The sequence below is a fragment of the Kitasatospora sp. YST-16 genome (assembly GCF_026802215.1).
Taxonomy (GTDB): Bacteria; Actinomycetota; Actinomycetes; order Streptomycetales; family Streptomycetaceae; genus Kitasatospora; species Kitasatospora cineracea.
Genome location: NZ_CP113837.1, coordinates 2,670,807 through 2,690,620 on the forward strand (window position 1 = coordinate 2,670,807; position 19,814 = coordinate 2,690,620).

22 protein-coding genes are annotated in these 19,814 nt (G+C 74.4%); 10 read left to right on the top strand and 12 right to left on the bottom strand.

What is annotated here, in order from left to right:
• Window positions 1-13 precede the first annotated feature (13 nt).
• The 4 genes from OU787_RS11970 to OU787_RS11985 all read right to left on the bottom strand — a co-directional run bounded on the left by OU787_RS11970 (window position 14) and on the right by OU787_RS11985 (window position 3,843).
• Window positions 14-1,327 carry a hemolysin family protein gene (locus tag OU787_RS11970; protein WP_030457327.1) on the bottom strand — a complete coding sequence of 438 codons (1,314 nt, stop codon included), beginning with the start codon at window positions 1,325-1,327 and terminating at the stop codon, window positions 14-16.
• A gap of 84 nt (window positions 1,328-1,411) precedes the next feature.
• Window positions 1,412-2,404: a malate dehydrogenase gene (locus OU787_RS11975; protein WP_030457329.1), complete on the bottom strand. Its 993-nt coding sequence runs from the start codon at window positions 2,402-2,404 to the stop codon at window positions 1,412-1,414.
• A 165-nt stretch (window positions 2,405-2,569) separates the two neighbouring features.
• Window positions 2,570-2,983 (bottom strand): DUF3017 domain-containing protein, encoded by a 414-nt coding sequence (locus OU787_RS11980; protein WP_081966657.1) that lies wholly within the window; start codon window positions 2,981-2,983, stop codon window positions 2,570-2,572.
• Window positions 2,984-2,988: 5 nt separating this feature from the next.
• Window positions 2,989-3,843: a bifunctional methylenetetrahydrofolate dehydrogenase/methenyltetrahydrofolate cyclohydrolase gene (locus tag OU787_RS11985; RefSeq protein WP_030457330.1), complete on the bottom strand. Its 855-nt coding sequence runs from the start codon at window positions 3,841-3,843 to the stop codon at window positions 2,989-2,991.
• 460 nt (window positions 3,844-4,303) lie between these two features.
• Here OU787_RS11985 and OU787_RS11990 point away from each other — a divergent pair, with 460 nt between their 5' ends.
• Complete coding sequence (locus OU787_RS11990) at window positions 4,304-4,633, top strand: DUF2752 domain-containing protein (protein WP_268659319.1); 330 nt, start codon at window positions 4,304-4,306, stop codon at window positions 4,631-4,633.
• 131 nt (window positions 4,634-4,764) lie between these two features.
• Entirely contained in the window at window positions 4,765-5,499 is a 735-nt protein-coding gene (locus tag OU787_RS11995; RefSeq protein WP_268659320.1) for an RDD family protein, read from the top strand.
• 85 nt (window positions 5,500-5,584) lie between these two features.
• On the opposite strand, the gene purH is transcribed toward OU787_RS11995, so the two are convergent.
• Both purH and purN read right to left on the bottom strand, forming a co-directional pair.
• Window positions 5,585-7,168 (bottom strand): bifunctional phosphoribosylaminoimidazolecarboxamide formyltransferase/IMP cyclohydrolase, encoded by a 1,584-nt coding sequence (purH, locus tag OU787_RS12000; protein WP_268659321.1) that lies wholly within the window; start codon window positions 7,166-7,168, stop codon window positions 5,585-5,587.
• Window positions 7,165-7,824, bottom strand: coding sequence for a phosphoribosylglycinamide formyltransferase (purN, locus tag OU787_RS12005; RefSeq protein WP_232794771.1), 660 nt, complete (start codon window positions 7,822-7,824; stop codon window positions 7,165-7,167). Before purN ends, purH begins: the two co-directional genes overlap by 4 nt.
• Before the next feature lie 355 nt (window positions 7,825-8,179).
• Here purN and OU787_RS12010 point away from each other — a divergent pair, with 355 nt between their 5' ends.
• Window positions 8,180-8,782: a hypothetical protein gene (locus OU787_RS12010; protein WP_268659322.1), complete on the top strand. Its 603-nt coding sequence runs from the start codon at window positions 8,180-8,182 to the stop codon at window positions 8,780-8,782.
• Window positions 8,783-8,858: 76 nt separating this feature from the next.
• Here OU787_RS12010 and OU787_RS12015 read toward each other — a convergent pair whose 3' ends face one another.
• Window positions 8,859-9,881, bottom strand: a complete 1,023-nt coding sequence (locus tag OU787_RS12015; RefSeq protein WP_268659323.1) for a Scr1 family TA system antitoxin-like transcriptional regulator — start codon at window positions 9,879-9,881, stop codon at window positions 8,859-8,861.
• A gap of 107 nt (window positions 9,882-9,988) precedes the next feature.
• On the opposite strand from OU787_RS12015, the gene OU787_RS12020 reads away from it, so the two are divergent.
• The 3 genes from OU787_RS12020 to OU787_RS12030 are packed head-to-tail and all read left to right on the top strand — an operon-like array spanning window position 9,989 to window position 10,892.
• On the top strand, window positions 9,989-10,201 hold the full coding sequence (locus OU787_RS12020) for a hypothetical protein (RefSeq protein ID WP_268659324.1): 213 nt from the start codon (window positions 9,989-9,991) through the stop codon (window positions 10,199-10,201).
• A gap of 41 nt (window positions 10,202-10,242) precedes the next feature.
• Entirely contained in the window at window positions 10,243-10,527 is a 285-nt protein-coding gene (locus OU787_RS12025; protein ID WP_268659325.1) for a hypothetical protein, read from the top strand.
• Window positions 10,524-10,892, top strand: a complete 369-nt coding sequence (locus tag OU787_RS12030; protein WP_268659326.1) for a hypothetical protein — start codon at window positions 10,524-10,526, stop codon at window positions 10,890-10,892. The genes OU787_RS12025 and OU787_RS12030 overlap by 4 nt, the downstream gene beginning before the upstream one ends.
• On the opposite strand, the gene OU787_RS12035 is transcribed toward OU787_RS12030, so the two are convergent.
• The gene (locus tag OU787_RS12035; protein ID WP_268659327.1) at window positions 10,844-11,521 is read right to left on the bottom strand and encodes a response regulator transcription factor; all 678 of its coding nucleotides are present in this window, start codon (window positions 11,519-11,521) and stop codon (window positions 10,844-10,846) included. The two genes, OU787_RS12030 and OU787_RS12035, sit on opposite strands and share 49 nt — an antisense overlap.
• On the bottom strand, window positions 11,518-12,663 hold the full coding sequence (locus OU787_RS12040; protein ID WP_268659328.1) for a sensor histidine kinase: 1,146 nt from the start codon (window positions 12,661-12,663) through the stop codon (window positions 11,518-11,520). Before OU787_RS12040 ends, OU787_RS12035 begins: the two co-directional genes overlap by 4 nt.
• A 132-nt stretch (window positions 12,664-12,795) precedes the next feature.
• Between OU787_RS12040 and OU787_RS12045 the strand changes: the two genes are divergently transcribed.
• On the top strand, window positions 12,796-13,704 hold the full coding sequence (locus tag OU787_RS12045) for an ATP-binding cassette domain-containing protein (protein ID WP_268659329.1): 909 nt from the start codon (window positions 12,796-12,798) through the stop codon (window positions 13,702-13,704).
• Window positions 13,701-14,441: a hypothetical protein gene (locus tag OU787_RS12050; protein ID WP_268659330.1), complete on the top strand. Its 741-nt coding sequence runs from the start codon at window positions 13,701-13,703 to the stop codon at window positions 14,439-14,441. Before OU787_RS12045 ends, OU787_RS12050 begins: the two co-directional genes overlap by 4 nt.
• 164 nt (window positions 14,442-14,605) lie before the next feature.
• Here OU787_RS12050 and OU787_RS12055 read toward each other — a convergent pair whose 3' ends face one another.
• Window positions 14,606-15,877 (bottom strand): cell division protein PerM, encoded by a 1,272-nt coding sequence (locus OU787_RS12055; protein WP_268659331.1) that lies wholly within the window; start codon window positions 15,875-15,877, stop codon window positions 14,606-14,608.
• Between the two features lie 126 nt (window positions 15,878-16,003).
• Here OU787_RS12055 and OU787_RS12060 point away from each other — a divergent pair, with 126 nt between their 5' ends.
• On the top strand, window positions 16,004-16,489 hold the full coding sequence (locus OU787_RS12060; protein WP_268659332.1) for a helix-turn-helix domain-containing protein: 486 nt from the start codon (window positions 16,004-16,006) through the stop codon (window positions 16,487-16,489).
• A complete protein-coding gene (locus OU787_RS12065) occupies window positions 16,453-17,493 on the top strand; it encodes a hypothetical protein (RefSeq protein ID WP_268659333.1) in 1,041 nt (346 codons plus the stop codon). The genes OU787_RS12060 and OU787_RS12065 overlap by 37 nt, the downstream gene beginning before the upstream one ends.
• A gap of 122 nt (window positions 17,494-17,615) precedes the next feature.
• Here the strand turns inward: OU787_RS12065 and sucD are convergent, their stop codons facing one another.
• Both sucD and sucC read right to left on the bottom strand, forming a co-directional pair.
• Window positions 17,616-18,506 carry a succinate--CoA ligase subunit alpha gene (gene sucD, locus OU787_RS12070; RefSeq protein WP_030457346.1) on the bottom strand — a complete coding sequence of 297 codons (891 nt, stop codon included), beginning with the start codon at window positions 18,504-18,506 and terminating at the stop codon, window positions 17,616-17,618.
• A gap of 19 nt (window positions 18,507-18,525) precedes the next feature.
• Window positions 18,526-19,698: an ADP-forming succinate--CoA ligase subunit beta gene (sucC, locus tag OU787_RS12075; protein ID WP_030457347.1), complete on the bottom strand. Its 1,173-nt coding sequence runs from the start codon at window positions 19,696-19,698 to the stop codon at window positions 18,526-18,528.
• Window positions 19,699-19,814 lie beyond the last annotated feature (116 nt).

Consider the following 19,814-nt stretch of genomic DNA (forward strand, 5'->3'; position numbering starts at 1 on the left):
CTTCCCCGGCCGGTCAGGAAACCTCCGGGGCGAGCGGACCGGCCGGTGTGACGGTGCTCACCCGCAGCCGTTCGATCCGCCGCCCGTCGAGGCGGGCCACGGTCAGCCGGGCCCCGGTCTCGGTGACCACCTGGTCGCCCTTGCGGGGCAGCCGGCCCAGCTCGCGCACCACGAACCCGGCGACCGTCTCGTACGGGCCCTCGGGCAGGGCCAGGCCGGTCTCCTGGGTGAAGTCGGCGAGGTTGAGCAGGCCGTCGATCTCCATGCCGCCGCCGGCCAGCCGGCGGGTCGCGGTGGTGTCCTGGGCGTCGTACTCGTCGCGGATCTCGCCGACCACCTCCTCGACCAGGTCCTCCAGGGTGACGATGCCCGCGGTGCCGCCGTACTCGTCGACCACGATCGCCAGGTGGTGGCCCTCCCGGCGCATCTCGCTCATCGCCTCCAGCACCCGCTTGGTGGCGGGCAGCAGCTTCACCGGGCGGGCCAGCTCGCGCACCCGGACGGCCTGCTCGCCGCGCGCCCCGTACAGGTCGCGGACGTGCACGAAGCCGGTCACCGCGTCGTACGAGCCGTCGACCACCGGGTAGCGGGAGTGCGGGGCGGAGTCGGTCTCGTGGCGGACCTCGGCGACCGGGCGGTCGCCGTCCAGGAAGGTCACCTCGGTGCGCGGGACCATCACCTCGCGCAGCTGGCGCTCCCCGGCCGCGAACACCTCGTTGATCAACTCGCGTTCGTCCGAGCCGAGTTCGGTGTTGGCGGCGACCAGGCCGCGCAGTTCCTCGGGGCTCATCACGCCGCGCCCGGCGCTCGGGTCGCCGCCCAGCAGCCGGACCATCAGGTTGGTGGAGTGGCCCAGCAGCCAGATCGCCGGCCGCAGCACCACCGACATCACGTCCACCACCGGCGCGGCCAGCAGCGCGATCGACTCGGCCCGCTGCAGGCCGATCCGCTTGGGCGTCAACTCGCCCAGCACCAGCGAGGCGTAGGAGATCACCAGGGTCAGGCCGACCAGCGCGACCGCGTCCGCGACGCCCTCGGACAGGCCCGCCCGGACGAACACCGGCGCCAGCTTGCCCGCCAGGGTGTCGGCGCCGAACGCCGCCGACAGGAAGCCCATGCAGGTCACCCCGACCTGCACCGCCGCCAGGAACCGGTTCGGGTCCGCCGCCAGGTGCGCGGCCCGCGCGGCCCGCCGCGTCCCCACCGCCTCCAGGGCCCGGATCTGGCCCTCGCGCAGCGAGATCAGCGCGATCTCGGCGACGTTGAACAGGCCGCCCAGCATGATGAACACCAGGACGAGCGCCGCGTCCTGCAGGGTTTCGCTCACGGGCCGAGTGTAGGGCCGCCGCCCGCACGGGAACGGCCGGGCGCCCCGTGGGCACCCGGCCGTTCGACCACTGCGGGGAGGGGCTCAGATGAGGCCGAGCTCCTGCACCGCGTCGCGCTCCTCGGCGAGCTCGGCGACCGAGGCGTCGATCCGCTTGCGGTCGAACTCGGAGAGGTCCAGGCCCTGGACGATCTCGAACTTGCCGTCCTTGGTGGTGACCGGGAAGGAGGAGATCAGGCCGGCCGGCACGCCGTACGAGCCGTCGGAGACGATGCCCATCGAGGTCCAGTCGCCCTCGGGGGTGCCGTTGACCCAGGTGTGCACGTGGTCGATGGCGGCGTTCGCGGCCGAGGCGGCCGAGGAGGCGCCGCGGACCTCGATGATCTCGGCGCCGCGCTTGGCGACCTTCGGGATGAAGAACTTCTCGACCCACTCCTGGTCGGCGCCGACGGCGTCGAAGGCGGCCTTGCCGGAGATCTCGGCGTGGAACAGGTCCGGGTACTGGGTGGCGGAGTGGTTGCCCCAGATGGTGACCTTCTTGACGTCCTCGACGGTGACGCCGGCCTTCTTGGCGAGCTGGGCGACGGCCCGGTTGTGGTCCAGGCGGGTCATCGCGGTGAAGCGCTCGGCCGGCACGTCCGGGGCGTTGCGCTGGGCGATCAGGGCGTTGGTGTTGGCCGGGTTGCCGACCACCAGGACCTTGATGTCGTCCGCGGCGTTGTCGTTGATGGCCTTGCCCTGCGGGCCGAAGATGCCGCCGTTGGCGGAGAGCAGGTCGCCGCGCTCCATGCCCGCGGTGCGCGGACGGGCGCCGACCAGCAGGGCGACGTTGGCGCCGTCGAAGGCGGTGTTCGCCTGGTCGGTGACGGTGATGTCGCGCAGCAGCGGGAACGCGCAGTCGTCCAGCTCCATGGCGACGCCCTCGCCCGCCTTCAGGCCCTGCGGGATCTCCAGGAGGCGCAGGTTCACCGGGACGTCGGCACCCAGCAGGTGGCCCGAGGCGATGCGGAAGAGCAGCGCGTAGCCGATCTGGCCGGCGGCTCCGGTGACGGTGACGTTGACGGGGGTGCGAGTCATTTCAGCCTTCTCCTGCGATCGCCAGGTGCCCCAGGCACACCGGCGCGCTGGAGCCGAGGATGATCTCTCGATATCGAGAGACCTGGGCAAGGCTATCGCAAGGCCGAAGAGCGCGAAGCCAGGGGCGCGGGGAACCGCGTGCGGTTCCCCGCGCCCCGGCTCCGCTCACCGCATCGGGTGCCCGATCAGCCGTCCGATGTTCTCCAGCACCGGCACCCGCAGCCACGGGTCGGGCTGGGCGACCAGGGTGAGCAGCAGGATCGCGCCGCCGAGCAGGAACATCAGGGTGACGTCGGTGAACCGGCTGCGGACGGCGAGCAGCCCGACGTCGGGCAGGCCGAGCCGGAGCAGGCCGCCGAGCAGCATCGCCGCGCCGACGGTGAGCAGGCCGGGCCGGAAGTGGCCGCTCCAGGTGGTGAGCAGGCCGGCCGCGGCCACGGCGAGCACCAGGGTGATCGGCCACTGGCGCAGCGGGAGGGTGTGGCGACGGCCGAGGGCGGCCGCGGAGCCCTCCGGGGGCAGGGTGCCCAGGGTGGTGACGGGGGGACGGCGGCGGCCTCGCCGCGGGACGCCGGGCACCGGTGTCAGACGCCGGCGCGGCGCTCGGCCGCCTCGACGATGTTGTTGAGGAGCATGGCGCGGGTCATCGGACCGACGCCGCCGGGGTTGGGGGAGATCCAGCCGGCCACCTCGGCGGCGCCGGGGTGCACGTCGCCGACGATCTTGCCCTCGCTGCGGGAGACGCCGACGTCGAGGATGGCCGCGCCGGGCTTGACGTCCTCGGGCTTGACCAGGTGCGGGACGCCCGCGGCGGCGACGATGATGTCGGCCTTGCGCAGGTGCGCGGCGAGGTCGCGGGTGCCGGTGTGGCAGAGCGTCACGGTGGCGTTCTCGCTGCGGCGGGTGAGCAGCAGGCCGATGGAGCGGCCGACGGTGATGCCGCGGCCGACCACGACGACCTCGGCGCCGTCGAGGGCGACGCCGTGGCGGCGGAGCAGTTCGACGATGCCGAGCGGGGTGCAGGGCAGCGGGCCGTCGATGCCGAGGACGAGGCGGCCGAGCGAGGTCGGGTGGAGGCCGTCGGCGTCCTTGTCGGGGTCCATGAGTTCGAGCACGCGGTTCTGGTCCAGGCCCTTGGGGAGCGGGAGTTGGACGATGTAGCCGGTGCAGGACGGGTCGGCGTTGAGCTCGCGGACGACGTTCTCGACGTCCTCCTGGGTGGCGGTGGCGGGCAGTTCGCGCTGGATGGAGGCGATGCCGATCTCCGCGCAGTCCCGGTGCTTGCCGTTGACGTACCACCGGCTGCCCGGGTCGTCGCCGACCAGGACGGTGCCGAGGCCGGGGACGATGCCCCGTTCCTTGAGGGCCGCCACGCGGACGGCGAGTTCGGACTTGATCGCGGCCGCGGTGGCCTTGCCATCGAGAATCTGGGCAGTCATGGGCCCATTCTCCCGGATCCGGGGCGGGGGGCGTGCCGCCGTACCGCCCGTCGGACCGGCGCGGCGCGGTGGCCACCGAGCGTCCCCGGGGCGGACACGGAGCGTGCCGGCCCGTTGCGGTTGTGCCACGGTCCGGTGCGGGTTGCGGCTGGCGGCTGGACAGCGCGGCGTGGTACGGACGACGATGGCTTGGCAATCCCTGCCGCACCGGGTCTGGTGACGGGCCGTCCGCCGGCGGGGGACGAGATGTTCGGGGGAAGAACGACAGTGAGCGAACCGTACCTGCCGGGGCCGTCGGTCGTCCGCGGCGCGGCTGCCGCCCTGCCCGTTCGCGCCCCCCTGCGGCCGTGACCGCCCCCGGGGCCCCGGCCCCGGTCCGCGCCGTCCCGCTCCCGGCCGCGCCCCGGTGGTCGGCGGGCACCGTGCCGGGTGCGGCGCTGCGGGTGCTGCTGCGGGGGCGGTGGTCGCCGGGGCGGCGGTCGCGGTGGCGGCGGCGCACGACGCGCACGACCCGGGGGTGCTGTGCCCGCTGCGGCTGCTGACCGGGGTGCCGTGCCCGCTGTGCGGCAGCACCACGGTGTTCATCGAGGCGGGGCACGGGCGTTGGGGCGCGGCGCTGCTGGCGAACCCGGTGACGGCGCTGGCCGCCGTGCTGCTGGTGGGCTGGCCGCTCGGCCCGGGCCGCCGGTGGCGGGAGCTGTCGTACGCGGGCCGCAACCTGTTGCTGGCCGCCGCCCTGTTGCCGGCCTGGGCCTGGGAGTTGGCCCGGCTCGGCCCGTTCCGGTTCTGAACGGGCGGTCGGTCGATGGCTGTTGCCCTGTGTCCTGTCCGGATGGTCCGCTACTCTGCCCCGCGGTCGGCGTCTCTGCCCGCCCGTCCCCAGGTTTTTCCGTCCACACCCCTTCCTGCCCGGAGGCACCGATGAGTTACCCGCCCGACCCGAACAACCCGTACGGCCAGCAGCCCCCGCAGCCCGGCTACGGCTACCCGCAGCAGCAGCCCCCGCAGCAGCCCGGCTACGGCTACCCGCAGCAGCAGCAGCAGCAGCAGCCGTACGGCTACGCGCAGCAGGTCCCGCCGCAGCCCGGCTACGGCTACCCGCAGCCGGCCGGCACGATCCAGGCCAACAACGGCTACATCAACATCGCGCACCTGGGCACCGTGCAGGTCGCCACCATGGGCCAGCGCTTCCTGGCGCGGCTGCTGGACGGCCTGGTGACCGGCGTGGTCATCGGCATCGCCATGGCGGCGGGCATGGCCGGCGCGGTCGGCCTGGCGAACAAGGCCAACGAGTGCGACTACACCAGCTCCGACTACAACACCTGCGTGTCGAACGCGAGCACCAGCGCGGTGGCCGCGTTCTTCACCATGTTCGCGGTGATCGCGGTGTTCAGCCTGCTCTACGAGTGGCTGCTGATCAGCCTGGCGGGCGCGACCGTCGGCAAGATGGCGCTGGGCCTGCGCGTGGTCCGCGAGAACAACGGCCAGCACCCGGGCCTGGGCGCCGGATTCGTCCGCTACATCATCCCGTGGGTGGGCTACCTGGTCTGCGGCATCGGCATGATCCTGGTCTGGGTGTCGCCGTTCTTCGACAACTCGGGCAAGCTGCAGGGCTGGCACGACCGGGCCGCCGGCACCCTGGTGGTCAAGAAGTAACCCGCCCCCGCGCAGCCCGAGGGCCCCGTACTCCGCGGAGTACGGGGCCCTCGGGCGTTCCCGGCGCCGGATCGGGCGCGCCGGGTCAGTGGAAGAAGTGCCGGGTGCCGGTGAGGTACATGGTGACGCCGGCCTTCTCGGCGGCGGCGACGACCTCTTCGTCGCGGATCGAACCGCCGGGCTGCACCACGGCCTTGACGCCCGCGGCGAGCAGGATCTCCAGGCCGTCGGCGAACGGGAAGAACGCGTCCGAGGCGGCGTAGGCGCCGGTGGCGCGCTCGCCGGCCCGCTCGACGGCGAGCTTGCAGGAGTCGACCCGGTTGACCTGGCCCATGCCGACGCCGACCGAGGCGCCGTCCTTGGCGAGCAGGATGGCGTTGGACTTGACGGCCCGGCAGGCCCGCCAGGCGAAGGACAGCTCGGCGAGCTCGTCGGCGGACAGCGCCGCGCCGGTGGCCAGCGTCCAGGTGGCCGGGTCGTCGCCGGCCGCGTCGACCCGGTCGACCTGCTGGAGCAGCAGGCCGCCGGAGATCCGGCGGGATTCGAGCTTGTCGGCGGGGGCCTCGGGGGCGCGCAGCACCCGCAGGTTCTTCTTCTTGGCCAGCACCTCCAGGGCGCCGTCCTCGTAGCCGGGGGCGACGACGACCTCGGTGAAGATCGGGGCGATCTGCTCGGCCAGCTCGACGCTCACCGGGCGGTTGACGGCGATCACGCCGCCGTACGCGGAGACCGGGTCGCAGGCGTGGGCCTTGCGGTGCGCCTCGGCGACGTCCGCGCCGGTGCCGATGCCGCACGGGTTGGCGTGCTTGATGATGGCGACGGCCGGGCCCGCGTGGTCGTAGGCGGCGCGGCGGGCCGCGTCGGTGTCCACGTAGTTGTTGTAGGACATCTCCTTGCCCTGCAGCTGCTCGGCGCCCGCCAGGCCGCCGGTGCCGTCGGTGTACAGGGCGGCCTGCTGGTGCGGGTTCTCGCCGTAGCGCAGGACGTTGCCGAGCTCCCAGGTGTCGCCGAGGAAGGTCGGGAACGCGGCCTCGGACTCGGTGTAGCCCGACTCCTCGAACCAGCTCGCCACCGCGACGTCGTACGCGGCGGTGTGCGCGAACGCGGCGGCCGCCAGGCGCTTGCGGGTCAGCAGGTCGAAGCCGCCGCCCCGCACGGCGGTCAGCACGTCCGCGTAGCAGGCCGGGTCGACCACGACGGCCACCGAGGGGTGGTTCTTCGCGGCGGCGCGGACCATGGACGGGCCGCCGATGTCGATCTGCTCGACGCACTCGTCGGGGGTGGCGCCGGAGGCGACGGTGGCGGTGAACGGGTACAGGTTCACCACGACCAGGTCGAACGGCTCGACGCCCAGCTCGGCGAGCTGCGCGCGGTGCGACTCCAGGCGCAGGTCGGCCAGCACGCCGGCGTGCACGCGCGGGTGCAGGGTCTTGACCCGGCCGTCCAGGCACTCGGGGAAGCCGGTCAGCTCGGAGACCTCGGTGACCGGGACGCCCGCGGCGGCGATCTTCCCGGCGGTGGAGCCGGTGGAGACGATGGCGACCCCGGCGGCGTGCAGCCCCTGGGCCAGCTCCTCCAGCCCGGTCTTGTCGTAGACGCTGATCAGCGCGCGCCGGATGGGGCGCACGTTCTCGGAGACGGGCTTGCTGGCGGAGGAAGCGGCGCTCATGCCGGAATCCATACCTTTCGGTCTTCGATGCGGTGTCCTTCGCGGGCCAGCCGGCCCACGACCTCGACGAGCAGCTTGCGCTCGACAGTCTTGATGCGCTCGTGCAGCGCCTCGCCGCCGTCGGCGTGGTCGGCGTCCTCGACCTCCACCACGCCCTGGGCGATGATCGGCCCGGTGTCCACCCCGGCGTCCACCAGGTGCACGGTGCAGCCGGTGACCTTCACCCCGTACGCCAGCGCGTCGGGGACGCCGTGCGCCCCCGGGAAGGCGGGCAGCAGCGCGGGGTGGGTGTTGACGGTGCGCCCGGCGAAGGCGGCGACGAACGCGGGGCCGAGGATCTTCATGAACCCGGCGGTGACCACCAGGTCCGGTGCGTACGAGGTGATGTCGGCGGTCAGCGCGGCGTCCCAGGCGGCCCGGTCGGCGTGGTCCTTGATCCGCTGGACGAAGACCGGGATGCCGGCCTTCTCCGCCCGCTCGATGCCCGCGATGCCGTCGCGGTCGGCGCCCACCGCGACGATCTCCGCCCCGTAGGCGGGGTCGGCGGCGGCGTCGATCAGCGCCTGGAGGTTGGTGCCGGAGCCGGAGACCAGCACCACCAGCCGGGCCGGTCCGGGGGTACGGGGCGGGAACACTTGGGCGTCAGCGGCAGCCACGGGCGCGATTCTCCGTACGTCGGGTTGTCGCCCGCTGGTACGTCCACCGTCGGTGGGGCCACTACGGGCGGCGGCAGGTCGGGAGCGACGGCGGCGGGTCGCCGGGCGGCCGCGGCGCTGCGGTGGCCCGAGGAACCTTGGGAAGCTGCCGACCGTCACCACGATAACGGCTGGTGGGAGGCCACCCGTAACCGGACGGCCACGCTACGCGCGTAGTTGAGACGGGGATCTCCCACCCGGCACGGCACCGACCCGGCAGGGTGCCGCACGGCCGGGAACCGGCTGGGGGATCATTGACCGACCGTCCACTCCCCCACCCCCGGACGGCCACCCGACGAGACAGGAACGGGACACCATGAGCAGCGGCGAGGACAGCGGCGAGCGCAACCCCTTCGCGCCCCCTCCGCCCGGCGCGCCCGACCAGCCCTGGCGTCCCCGCACCCCGCGGCCGCCCGCCTCCGGCCCACGACCGGACGGCTCCCCCGACGAGGACCGGCCCCAGCCGCCGCCGTGGGGCCACCGCCCCGACCAGGACCCCCAGCAGCCCGCCCCGCCCAAGCCCGACGACCCGGCGCAGCGCACCGCCCGCAACGCCCTGCTGTCGGGCTTCGCCGCGCTGCTCACCGTGCTCTTCGGCCTCTACTGGCTGGCCTTCCCGCTGTCCCTGCTCGCCGTCTGGTACGCCGTCGCCGTCCTGCGCACCCCCGCCGAACCCGTCAGCGACCCGTTCGCCCCGCGCCCCGTCCGCCCCCAGGTCCCGGCCGCGCTCGGCGCCCTGCTGACCGGCGGCCTCGCCCTGGTGGTCTCGCTGAGCGTCTTCACCATCCAGTTCGCCTACCACGACTACCTGGACTGCCGGACCGCCTCGGTCACCCAGGAAGCCGCCCGCAGCTGCTCCCAGGAGTACGAGGTCCCGACCTGGCTGAGCAACCTGGCCGAAGTCTCCACCGACCAGTAGTCCCGTCCCGGCCCCGGAAACACCAGCAGCCCCCGGCGGACCGCCGGGGACTGCTGCCGTTCGCCGTCCGACCGGATCAGACCGCGCCCGCGAAGGCGCTCCACGCGGCAACCGGCAGGGTCAGGTACGAGCCGTCCGGGTCCTTGCTGTCACGGACCAGCACCACGCCGTGGGACTCCGCGTAGGCGGTGCTGACCTCGACGCACGCGCCGCCGCCCCCCGAGTAACTGGACTTGAACCAACCGGCCTTGGCCTGGTCGACAGAGAGCATGTTGCACAGATCCTTCCGAGCCTTGCTGATCAGCGCGAGGGAGTCAGCCGGGGAAAGTGCTTCGATCTGCAGGCGATGATACTCGTCCACCCATCCCGCCACGGTTTCGCTTTCGTGTTCGACATAACCCCGTTGGTGCGTCTCGGTATAGCCGACCGAGGCACCGTCAGCCAGTGTCAGCAGAATGGTCATATGCATGAAAGGGCGTCTCGCCCCGCTGGTGAACGGCATGACCTGGAGGACCACATTGGGGAGGGCCGACAGCTCTGCCAGCCAAGCGAGTTGCCGCGCCGTCACTCCGGGCGAACCGACCACCGTGCGGATACAGCTCTCGTCGAGCACCAGGTGCAACTCAGGCGGGTCCGGCAGGTGCAGCGGGGCCTGCCGGCCGAGCAGCACGCCGATCCGCTCTTCGGCCTGCTCGGGCGTCACCGACCCCCGCTCCACATAACCGGATTCCAGCGCTCGCGCGAACTCCTCGGTCTGCGCAATACCGGGCGTAATTCCGACTTCCCACACCCGAATGCGGCGGGCTACCGCCTCAAGGCCGACGTACTCCGGAAAACCTCCGCGGAACGCGGTGTGGCCCAGCATCCACCACGCGCCCTCCAGGGCCCCCGCCGCGCCCAGCGCCCGGTCCAGGGCCCGGATGAATTCAACAGGTGGGCGTCGTCGCCCGTTCTCGATCAGGGACACGTACGCCGCCGTGTAGCCCGCCAGCCGGCCCAGCTCGCCCTGGGTGAGGCCCTCGCGTCGCCGCCGTTCACGGATCTGCCAGCCGAAGGCCGCCAGCGGGGATGACGAGGGGTCAAGTTCGTTGATGCGCACGGACGTTCCCTCTTTTCAACGTGCCGAGATGTTGAATGGAAACCGCTTCCGATCGTAGTCGCCGGTGCCGATGCTGGTGACACATCGCCGAAGGATCGGAGCAGAGAGTGAGCGGTGGGGACGAGCCCCCGGCGGCCGAGGCGTACCGGCCTTCCGCCGTGGGCGAGTTGGTGCTCGACCGGAAGTCCGGGGAGGTCGTCCGGTACATGGGCGAGTGGTGCGGGCTGATGTGGGTGCGGCCGGTCGGCGGCGGGACGGAGGTGCCCGTCCACCGGGACGGTCTCGGTCCCGTCCCGGACGCCCGCGGCGGCACCGGATGACGTCGTCCGGTTCACCCGATCGAGGAGAGGAAGGAGAAGCGTTGTCAGCACAGACCGACCCGCCGACGGGGGACGCCGGCGAGCGGGCCCGCTGGATCGGCGGCGCGCTGCACCGGCTGACCGGGCGTCAGCCGCTGGTCGAGGGCACCGGTGACGGGGGGTTCCGGATCACCGCCCGGGTGGTGGAGCACCCGGACTCAGCCGTGGCGGCGGCGGTGCTCCGGGTGCTCGGCGCGGGCGACCGGTTCGGGCACGGCAGGAACGAGCGGTGGGAGCACCTGTGGGCCGAGATCGACCCGCGGCGGCCGGAAGGGGGAGCGCGATGATGCACCCGGTGGAGTACTACCCGCACGGCCTTCCCGGGCTGGACTGGCACGCGGTCAGCGACGACCTGGACGGGCTGGTGCTGGCGGCTTCCCGCCACGGGGTGGCCATCGCCCGGGCCACCGATCCGCGGAAGGTGCTGGTCGTGGACCCCGACGAGTGGGCCGATCTGCGCCACGCCATCAAGCGGGGCGACTGCGACCACCTGCTCGGGGACCGCCTGCTGTGCGCCGACCCCACGCCGCGCCCCGACCCGCGCCCGGTGCCGTGCCACGGCCCGTGCCCGGGCGTGGGCGCGGGCGCGACCGCCGCGCCGTCCTACGACTGCCCGGAGTCCGACTCCGGGGTGACGAAGCCCGACTCGTAGGCGGCGATCACGGCCTGAGTGCGGTCCCGGGCGCCGAGTTTGCCGAGCAGGCTGCTGACGTGCGTCTTGACGGTCTGCACGCCCAGGTGCAGCCGGTCGCCGATCTCGGCGTTGGACAGGCCGCGGGCCATCAGCCGCAGCACCTCGCCCTCGCGGGCGGTCAGTCCGGCCCGGGCCACCGCGCCGCCGTCCGCCGGGTCCCGGCCGGCCCGGGCGGCGGCCAGCCGGCGGATCGAGGCCGGGAACAGCAGTGATTCGCCCGCGGCGACCAGGCGCACCGCCTGCACCACCTCGGCCGGGCGGGAGCGCTTGAGCAGGAAGCCGTCGGCGCCCGCGCGCAGCGCCTCGTACACGTAGTCGTCGGCCTCGAAGGTGGTGACCACCAGGATCTTCGGCGGGCGGTCGGGGCCGCGCAGGATCGCCCGGGTCGCGGCGAGGCCGTCCAGGCCGGGCATCCGCACGTCCATCAGCACCACGTCGGGGCGCAGCGTGCGGACCAGGCCGAGCGCCTCGGCGCCGTCGGCGGCCTCGCCGACCACGTCGAGGTCGGGCTGGGCGTCCAGGACGGCGCGCAGGCCGAACCGGATCAACTCCTCGTCGTCGACCAGCAGCACCTTGATCACCGTCACCGGCCCAACCGTAGCGGCAGCCGCACCCGCAGCAGCCAGGCCGTCCCGTCCGCGGCCGCCTCGTCGGGGCCGGCCTCGCAGTCGCCGCCGAGCAGCACCGCCCGCTCCCGCACCCCGCGCAGGCCCTTGCCGCCGCCGCGGTGCGAACTGCCCTTCACCGCAAGGCCGTTGCGGCAGGACAGCTCCAGCACCCCGCCGCTGACGGCGCCGCGGACCCGGATCGGTGCGCCCGGGGCGTGCCGCAGCGCGTTGGTGACGCCCTCCTGGACGATCCGGTACGCCTCCCGGGACAGCACGCCGGGCAACTCGGCGGCCCGGACGTCGAGTTGGGCGTCGACGGGGCTGCCGGCCGACCGGGCGGCGGTGAACAGTTCGCCGACCCGGTCCAGGCCGGGACGCTCGGCGGCGGTCGCGTCCGGGCTCTCGCGCAGCAGCACCAGCATCCGTTCCAGGTCGTCCAGGGCCCGCCGCCCGGTGGTCTCGATCGCCTCCAACGCCCGTTCCCGGAACGCCGGATCGGCCACTTCGCGGGCCGCGCCCGCCTGCACCACCGTCACCGTCAGGGCGTGCCCGATCGAGTCGTGCAGTTCCCGGGCCAGCCGGTTGCGTTCCAGCAGCCGCTCCGCTCGGGCCTCGGCGGCCGCCAGCCGCTCCGCCCCCGACGGCCCCAAAAGACTTACCGCGAGCGCGAGTTGGAGCTTCCCGGCGAGCACCGTCAGCCAGAGCAGGCCGGGGACGGCCGGCAGCGCCAGCAGCGGCGCGTGCACCACCGCCCGGACCGCCGCCACCGTCACCGCCCCGACCGCCACGCCCAGCCCGACCCGGGCCACCAGCCAGCACGCCGTCCGCCCCCGGTCCGCCCAGCCCGCCGACGGCGCGACCCCGATCTCCTCCTCCCGCGCGGGCCCCAGCAGCAGCCGCGCCTGCACCCCCTCCCCGCGCCGCATCCCCGGCACCAGCGCCGCCAGGCACAGCAGCGGCACGTCCAGCACCACCCCCCACAGCACCGCGCGCCCCGTCGACACCCCCTCCGTCCCCGGGTACACCAGCAGCACCACCCCGGCGAACACCGTGCCGATCATCAGGTGCAGCCAGCGGGTGTACGTCACGGGACGCAGCAACGGAGCGAACAGGGCGGCCATCCGGCCATCCTGCCGCACCCTCCTGTCCGCCCGGCTCCCTCCCGGGAGGGAGGCGGGCCACTCGCGGGCGGGATCCGGCGGGCCCGGTCCGGGCGGTTGACTCGAACCAGCAGCCGGACGAAGGGAGTTGCCGTGATCGAGATCCGCGACCTGACCAAGGAGTACGACGGGCGGCGGGTGGTCGACGGCCTGGCGTTCCGGGTCGAACCGGGGCGGGTGACCGGCTTCCTGGGGCCGAACGGGGCGGGGAAGTCGACGACGCTGCGGATGGTGCTGGGCCTGGACCGGCCGACGTCCGGGGCGGCGCTGGTGGACGGGCGGCCGTACGCCGCGCTGGAGCGGCCGCTGGACCGGGTCGGCGCGCTGCTGGACGCGCAGGCGGTGCACCCGGGCCGGACCGCCGCCGGGCAGTTGCGCTGGATCGCCGCCTCGCACGCGCTGCCGGCCCGCCGGGTCCGGGAGGTGCTGGCGCTGGTCGGCCTGGCCGAGGTCGCCGACCGCCGGATCCGGACCTTCTCACTCGGCATGCGCCAGCGCCTGGGCGTGGCGGCGGCGCTGCTCGGCGACCCGGCCGCGCTGCTGCTGGACGAGCCGGTGAACGGCCTGGACGCGGAGGGCATCCGGTGGATCCGGGGCCTGCTGCGCCGGCTCGCGGGCGAGGGCCGGGCGGTGCTGGTCTCCTCGCACCTGATGGCGGAGATGGCGGTGACCGCCGACCACCTGGTGGTGATCGGCCGGGGCCGCCTGCTCGCCGACACCTCCACCGCCGACTTCCTCGCCGTGCACGGCCGCCGCCGGGTCCGGGTCCGCGCCGTGGACCCGGCCGCGCTGGCCGCGCTGCTGTCCGCCGCCCACCCGGACGCGGTGCCGAGCGGCGACGGCGCCTTCGACGTCCCGGACGCCGACCCGGGCCGGCTGGGCGCGCTGGCCGCCGAACACCGGGTCGCTCTGGTCGAACTCTCCGTCACCCACGACTCCCTGGAGGAGGCCTTCATGCGGATGACCGCGGACGCCGTCGAGTACCGGGCGGTGGCGGCATGAGCGCCCGCACCCGCCCGCTGCGCGCCGAGTGGGCGAAGTTCGCCACCCTGCGCCCGCTGTGGGCGGCCCCGCTGCTCGCGGTCGCCCTCAGCGCCGGGATCACCACGGCCGTCCAGGTCGCGTACGGGCACTCGGACGACTCGCTGCGGGACGACCCGATGGAGGGCCTGTTCTACGGGCTGAACTTCGGCCAGGTCGCGGTCGCCTGCCTGGGCGTCCTGCTGATCGGCCAGGAGTACGCCTCCGGGACGCTGGCCACCTCGCTCGCCGCCGTCCCGGACCGGCTCCGGTTCTACCGCGCCAAGCTCCTGCTCGGCGCGGGCCTGGGCCTGGCCGTCGGCCTGGCCACCGTCGGCGCCCAACTGGCCGCCACCATCGGCACGGTGGGCCTGGACCCGACCGCCCCCGGCACCACCCGGGCACTGGCCGCGGGAGTCATCTACCACCCGCTGCTGCTCGTCCTGTGCCTGGCGCTCACCACCGCGCTGCGCAACCAGACCGCGGCACTCGGCCTGCTCCCGCCCGCCGTCTTCCTCGGCACCACCGTCCTGGCCGGCATCCCGGGCATCCGGGAAGCCGCCCAGTTCCTCCCGGACCGGGCCGGCCAGTACGCCCTGCGCCTCGACGACACCCCGGGCATCCACTACGGCCACACCACCGGCCTGCTCCTGATGGCCGCCTGGACGGCGGCGGCAGTCCTCGCCGGCCTGCGCACCCTGCGCCGCAAGGACGCGTGAGCAGCACCGAGCGCCGCCTTCGACGCGCCGCCTTCGACCAGCCACGCACGCACAGCAAGATCGCGAGGTGGCAGCAAGCCGGTGTCGCCGTCGCGGTCTCGCCGGCGCTCCCCTGCCGCTGCGCGCAGTTCCCCGCGCCCCTGCCTGTGCCCTCCCGCCCCCGCCTACGCGGCGAGGCGGCACACCAGCCGGTACGCCCCGACCCGGGCCCGGATCACCGGGCCCGCGCCGTCGCCGTGGCGGCCGAGCCACCAGCGGTGCAGCAGTGCCCCTGGGAGCGCCACGGCGAGCAGCCAGGCGCTCTGGGCGAGGGCGAACTGCCAGGGCACCGGGCCGAGTTCGGACATCCGGCCGGGGCCGAGCGCACCGCCCGCGGCGTACCCGGCGAGCAGGCCGGGCCCGATGGCGGCGAGGGCGGTGGCGGCGGCGACGGCGGCGGTCTGGGCCGGGGTCCAGCGGGTGGCGGCGCGGCCGAGCAGCAGCGCGGTGGCGGTCGCGGCGGCGAGCGGGGCGGCGCAGGCGAGCAGGTGCCAGTCGGGGCCGCGGTCGGCGGGCAGCAGGGTGAGCAGCGGGAAGTCGGGGCCGGGGCCGAGCCGGGTGCCGAGCGGTCCGGCGTGGCCGCCGGTGCCGACCGCGAAGCCCACCCCGAGGGCGTAACTCGCCGCCCAGAGCAGCCCGTTGGGCACCAGTAGCAAGCAGGCCAGCAGCAGTCCGAGCCAGTCGGCCGCCCCGCCGCCGAGCCGCTGCGCGTCCTGTCCGGCGGAGCCGAGCAGCACGGCGACGGCGAACACCGCCCCGCCGCCGGCCGTCAGCGCGAGCAGCCAGCCGGCCAGGGCCCGTCCGACGGCGGCCCCGGCGCCGTCCGGCCAGTACGCGGGCGGCAGCGGCAGCCGGGGCAGGGCCCAGGGGCGGCCGAGGCCGGACCACAGGCCGTGGCCGAGTCCGGCGGCGGCGAGCAGGGCGACGGCGGCGAGGTCGGCGACCGCCCGGGAGTGCAGCAGGGCCCGCGGGTCGGCGCACTGGGCGACGGCGAGGGCCGCGACCAGCAGGTACCCGGCGTACACGGTGAGCGGGGAGCGCCAGCGGACCCATCCGCGCCCCCGGGCGCGCCGGGCCTGGCGGTGTCCGGCCCGGGAGAGCAGCACGGCGGTGACGGCGGTGAGCAGCAGCGGGGCGACGGTCAGCGGGGCGTCCTGCGGGCCGCGGGCCAGGGGGGCGCCGTGGCCGAGCAGCCAGAGCCCGAAGACCGCCCGGGCGGCGTCCTGCGCCGTGTCGTCGCCGTACGGGGCCAGCACCCACAGGCCGAACACCGGGGCGGCGACCACGGACAGGGTGAGCAGCGCGGTGCGGACGCCGGTGAGCAGGTCGGTGAGGGTGGAGCGGCTGTCCAAGTCGCTCGGCAGGCCCAGGATCGGACGGCCCATCAGCTGCGTCATGGCCCTCATGCTGCCAAGGCCACCCGTTGAGGGGTGTCAACGGGCGAACCTTCGCCGTGTCCCGGATTATCAGTACATGTGCCTTTTTCCGGCACGTACCTGCCCCGGACGCCACGGAGGAGACCGGTGACCTCGCCCTCGACCGCCGAGCCCGAGCCGACCACCGGAACCTCGCCCAGGGCCCGCGAGGACGCCGAACTCCTGCTCCGCCGCCTCGCCCCGCACGAGGCCCAGGCCCTGGCCCGGCTGGCCGCCGGCGACGACCTGCGCGCGACGGCCCGGCACCTGGGCGTCGCCCCCAGCACCGCCCGCAACCACCTCAACCGGGCGATCCGCAAACTCGGCGTCCGCGACCGCGAGGAGGCCCTCGCGCTGCTCGCCACCCTCGCCCCGGAAGCACCCCAGGCACCCCAACCCCCCGCGCCTGACGCGCCTGACGCACCTGACGCACCGTCATCCGATTCCGCCGCCGCCGAGTTCGTCGGCCCCCGCGCCCGGACGCGCCCGCCGACGCACCCGCCGCCGGGCCCGCGGCCGAGCCCGCCCCCGCCACCTTCGACGAGTTCGCCGCCCGGGTGCACACCCGCCTGGTCCAGCAGACCTTCCTGCTGACCGGCCACCGCCACCGCGCCGTGCACTGCGTGCACCTGGCGCTGGGCGCGGCCGCCCGCCGGTGGGCGGAGGTGGCGGCGGACCCCGACCCGGAGGGGCGGGTGCGCGGGGCGGCGTTCGACCTGGCGCTGTCGCCCTGGCACCGGGGCGGCCCGCGGCGGGCGCACCTGCTGCGGTGGCCGCGGCGCCGGATCGCGGTCGGCGCGGCGGGCGCGCCCGAACCGCCCGAGCCGCCGCAGAAGCTGACCCGTCGTGACCGGGCGCTGGTGAAGGCCCTGCTGCGGCTGTCGCGGCCGCGGCGGCGGGCGCTGGTGCTGCACGACACGCTGGGCCTGCCGGTGGAGCGGGTCGCGGTGGAGGTGGAGTCGAGCACGGCGGCCGCCGCGGGCCGGGTGCGGGCGGCCCGGGCCGCGCTGGCCCGGGAGGTGCCGGCGCTGGTCGGCGCGGACCCGGAGGAGCCGGGGTTCGCGGATCGGCTGGCGGAGCTGCTGCACCGGGCGGCGGTGCACGGCTGCCCGGGCCCGCGGCTGCCGTCCACGGCGCGGCTGGTGGCGGACAGCCGGCTGCACACCGGCCTGGTGACGGGCGCGGCGGCGGCGCTGACGGCCGTGGTGGGCGGGGCGATCGCGGCCACCCTGCTGGGGGTGGGCCCGTCCGGGCCGGCCCGGCCGGAGCCGGTGCGGCAGACGGCCTGCACCTCGGCCGGTTCGGGCAGCGCCGGCCCGGCGGCCCCGGGCGGCGCGCCGGGGCTGCGGACGCCGTGGTGCGGGCCGACGCCCGGGGTCCCGGTCCGGGTGGCCGGCGGCCCGGTCGGCCCGCTGCCGCCGCCGCTGGCCCCGGCCGCCGCCGCGGACCTGCCGGGCCCGGACGCGCTGCCGCCCGGCCTGTTCGCGGCCCGCCGCCCGCTGTTCGCCCCGCCCCCGCCGGAGCGCCGCCCGCTCCCGCCCCCGCTGGCGGGCCCGTGCGGCCCGGTCGAGCACTGCGCCCCGCCGCGCACGCCCTGACCGGGGTCGGCCGGACCCGGCCGGACCCGGGAACGCCGGAGGCGCCGCCCACCGTCACGAACGGTGCGCGGCGCCTCCGCCGTACTGCTACCTGCTACCTGCTACCTGCTACCTGCTACTGCTTACTTCGCGGCGGCGATCAGCTCGCGGGCCAGGCGGGCGGTCTCGGACGGCGTCTTGCCGACCTTGACGCCGGCGGCCTCGAGGGCCTCCTTCTTCGCCTGGGCGGTGCCGGAGGAGCCGGAGACGATGGCGCCGGCGTGGCCCATGGTCTTGCCCTCGGGCGCGGTGAAGCCCGCGACGTAGCCGACGACCGGCTTGGTGACGTGCTCGGCGATGTAGGCCGCGGCCCGCTCCTCGGCGTCGCCGCCGATCTCGCCGATCATGACGATGAGCTCGGTCTCCGGGTCCTCCTGGAACGCCTTGAGGGCGTCGATGTGGGTGGTGCCGATGACGGGGTCGCCACCGATGCCCACCGCGGAGGAGAAGCCGAGGTCACGGAGCTCGTACATGAGCTGGTAGGTCAGGGTGCCGGACTTCGACACCAGACCGATCTTGCCCGAGCCGGTGATGTTGGCGGGGATGATGCCCGCGTTGGACTGTCCGGGGCTGATCAGGCCGGGGCAGTTCGGGCCGATGATGCGGGTCTTGTTGCCCTTGGCGCCGGCGTGGGCCCAGAACGCGGCGGTGTCGTGCACCGGCACGCCCTCGGTGATGACCACGGCGAGGCCGATCTCGGCGTCGATGGCCTCGATCACGGCGGACTTGGTGAACGCCGGCGGCACGAAGATGACGGTGACGTCGGCACCGGTCTTCTCGATCGCCTCGACCACGGTGCCGAACACGGGCACCTCGGTGCCGTCCACGTCCACGGTGGTGCCGGCCTTGCGCGGGTTCACGCCGCCGACGATCTGGGTGCCGGAGGCGAGCATGCGGCGCGTGTGCTTCATGCCCTCGGAGCCGGTCATGCCCTGGACGATGACCTTGCTGTCCTTGGTAAGGAAGATAGCCATGGTGTTGAAGTCCCCTTCCTTACTTGTTGGCCAGCTCGGCGGCGCGGTCAGCGGCGCCGTCCATGGTGTCCACCTGCTCGACCAGCGGGTGGTTGGCGTCGGTCAGGATCTGGCGACCGAGCTCCGCGTTGTTGCCGTCCAGGCGGACGACCAGCGGCTTGGTGACGGCCTCGCCCTTGCTCTCCAGGAGCGCGAGGGCCTGCACGATGCCGTTGGCGACCGCGTCACAGGCGGTGATGCCGCCGAAGACGTTGACGAAGACCGACTTGACGTCGGTGTCGCCCAGGATGATCTCCAGGCCGTTCGCCATCACCTCGGCGGACGCGCCGCCGCCGATGTCGAGGAAGTTGGCCGGCTTCACGCCGCCGTGGTTCTCACCGGCGTACGCGACGACGTCCAGGGTGCTCATGACGAGGCCCGCGCCGTTGCCGATGATGCCGACCTGGCCGTCGAGCTTGACGTAGTTCAGGCCCTTGGCCTTCGCCGCCGCCTCCAGCGGGTTGGCGGCGGCCTTGTCCTCGAGGGCCTCGTGCTCGGGCTGGCGGAACTCGGCGTTCTCGTCCAGGGAGACCTTGCCGTCGAGGGCGATGATCTTGCCGTCGCCGGACTTGATCAGCGGGTTGACCTCGACCAGGAGGGCGTCCTCCTTGACGAAGACGACCCAGAGCTTCTGCAGGACGTCGGCGACCTGGTCGGCGATCTCGGCCGGGAACTTCGCGGCGGCGACGATCTCGGCGGCCTTCTCCGGAGTCACGCCCTCGTTCGCGTCGACCGGGATCTTGGCCAGCGCGTCCGGGTTCTCCTCGGCCACGACCTCGATCTCCACGCCGCCCTCGACGCTGGCCATCGCCAGGAAGGTGCGGTTGGTGCGGTCGAGCAGGAAGGAGACGTAGTACTCCTCCTTGATGTCCGCGGTCTGGGCCAGCATCACCTTGTGGACGGTGTGGCCCTTGATGTCCATGCCGAGGATCGCCTCGGCCTTGGCCACGGCGTCCTGCGGGTCGGACGCGAGCTTCACGCCACCGGCCTTGCCTCGGCCACCCACCTTCACCTGAGCCTTGACGACGGCTCGGCCGCCGAAGCGCTCCGCGATGGCGGCAGCGTCTGCGGCGGTCTCGATGACATCGCCGTCAAGCACGGGTACGCCGTGCTTGGCGAAGAGGTCCCTCGCCTGGTACTCGAACAGGTCCACGTGTTTGTCCTTGTTCGTGGTCGCGGAATGTGTCTCTACGAGCGTGCCACGGCAGGATCTTCGCTGCGGGTCGTCGACACTGAGCGGGTACGCAGATGTACGGCCTTGCGGCCCAC

Excerpts from the sequence above, each read along its gene's own strand:
- purH (WP_268659321.1), bottom strand. The coding sequence starts at position 7,168 with ATGAGCGCCGCTTCCTCCGCCAGCAAGCCCGTCTCCGAGAACGTGCGC.
- OU787_RS12055 (WP_268659331.1), bottom strand. The coding sequence starts at position 15,877 with ATGACGCAGCTGATGGGCCGTCCGATCCTGGGCCTGCCGAGCGACTTG.
- OU787_RS11985 (WP_030457330.1), bottom strand. The coding sequence starts at position 3,843 with ATGACTGCCCAGATTCTCGATGGCAAGGCCACCGCGGCCGCGATCAAG.
- OU787_RS11975 (WP_030457329.1), bottom strand. The coding sequence starts at position 2,404 with ATGACTCGCACCCCCGTCAACGTCACCGTCACCGGAGCCGCCGGCCAG.
- OU787_RS12010 (WP_268659322.1), top strand. The coding sequence starts at position 8,180 with ATGAGCAGCGGCGAGGACAGCGGCGAGCGCAACCCCTTCGCGCCCCCT.
- OU787_RS12040 (WP_268659328.1), bottom strand. The coding sequence starts at position 12,663 with ATGGCCGCCCTGTTCGCTCCGTTGCTGCGTCCCGTGACGTACACCCGC.
- OU787_RS12030 (WP_268659326.1), top strand. The coding sequence starts at position 10,524 with ATGATGCACCCGGTGGAGTACTACCCGCACGGCCTTCCCGGGCTGGAC.
- OU787_RS12050 (WP_268659330.1), top strand. The coding sequence starts at position 13,701 with ATGAGCGCCCGCACCCGCCCGCTGCGCGCCGAGTGGGCGAAGTTCGCC.
- sucD (WP_030457346.1), bottom strand. The coding sequence starts at position 18,506 with ATGGCTATCTTCCTTACCAAGGACAGCAAGGTCATCGTCCAGGGCATG.
- OU787_RS11995 (WP_268659320.1), top strand. The coding sequence starts at position 4,765 with ATGAGTTACCCGCCCGACCCGAACAACCCGTACGGCCAGCAGCCCCCG.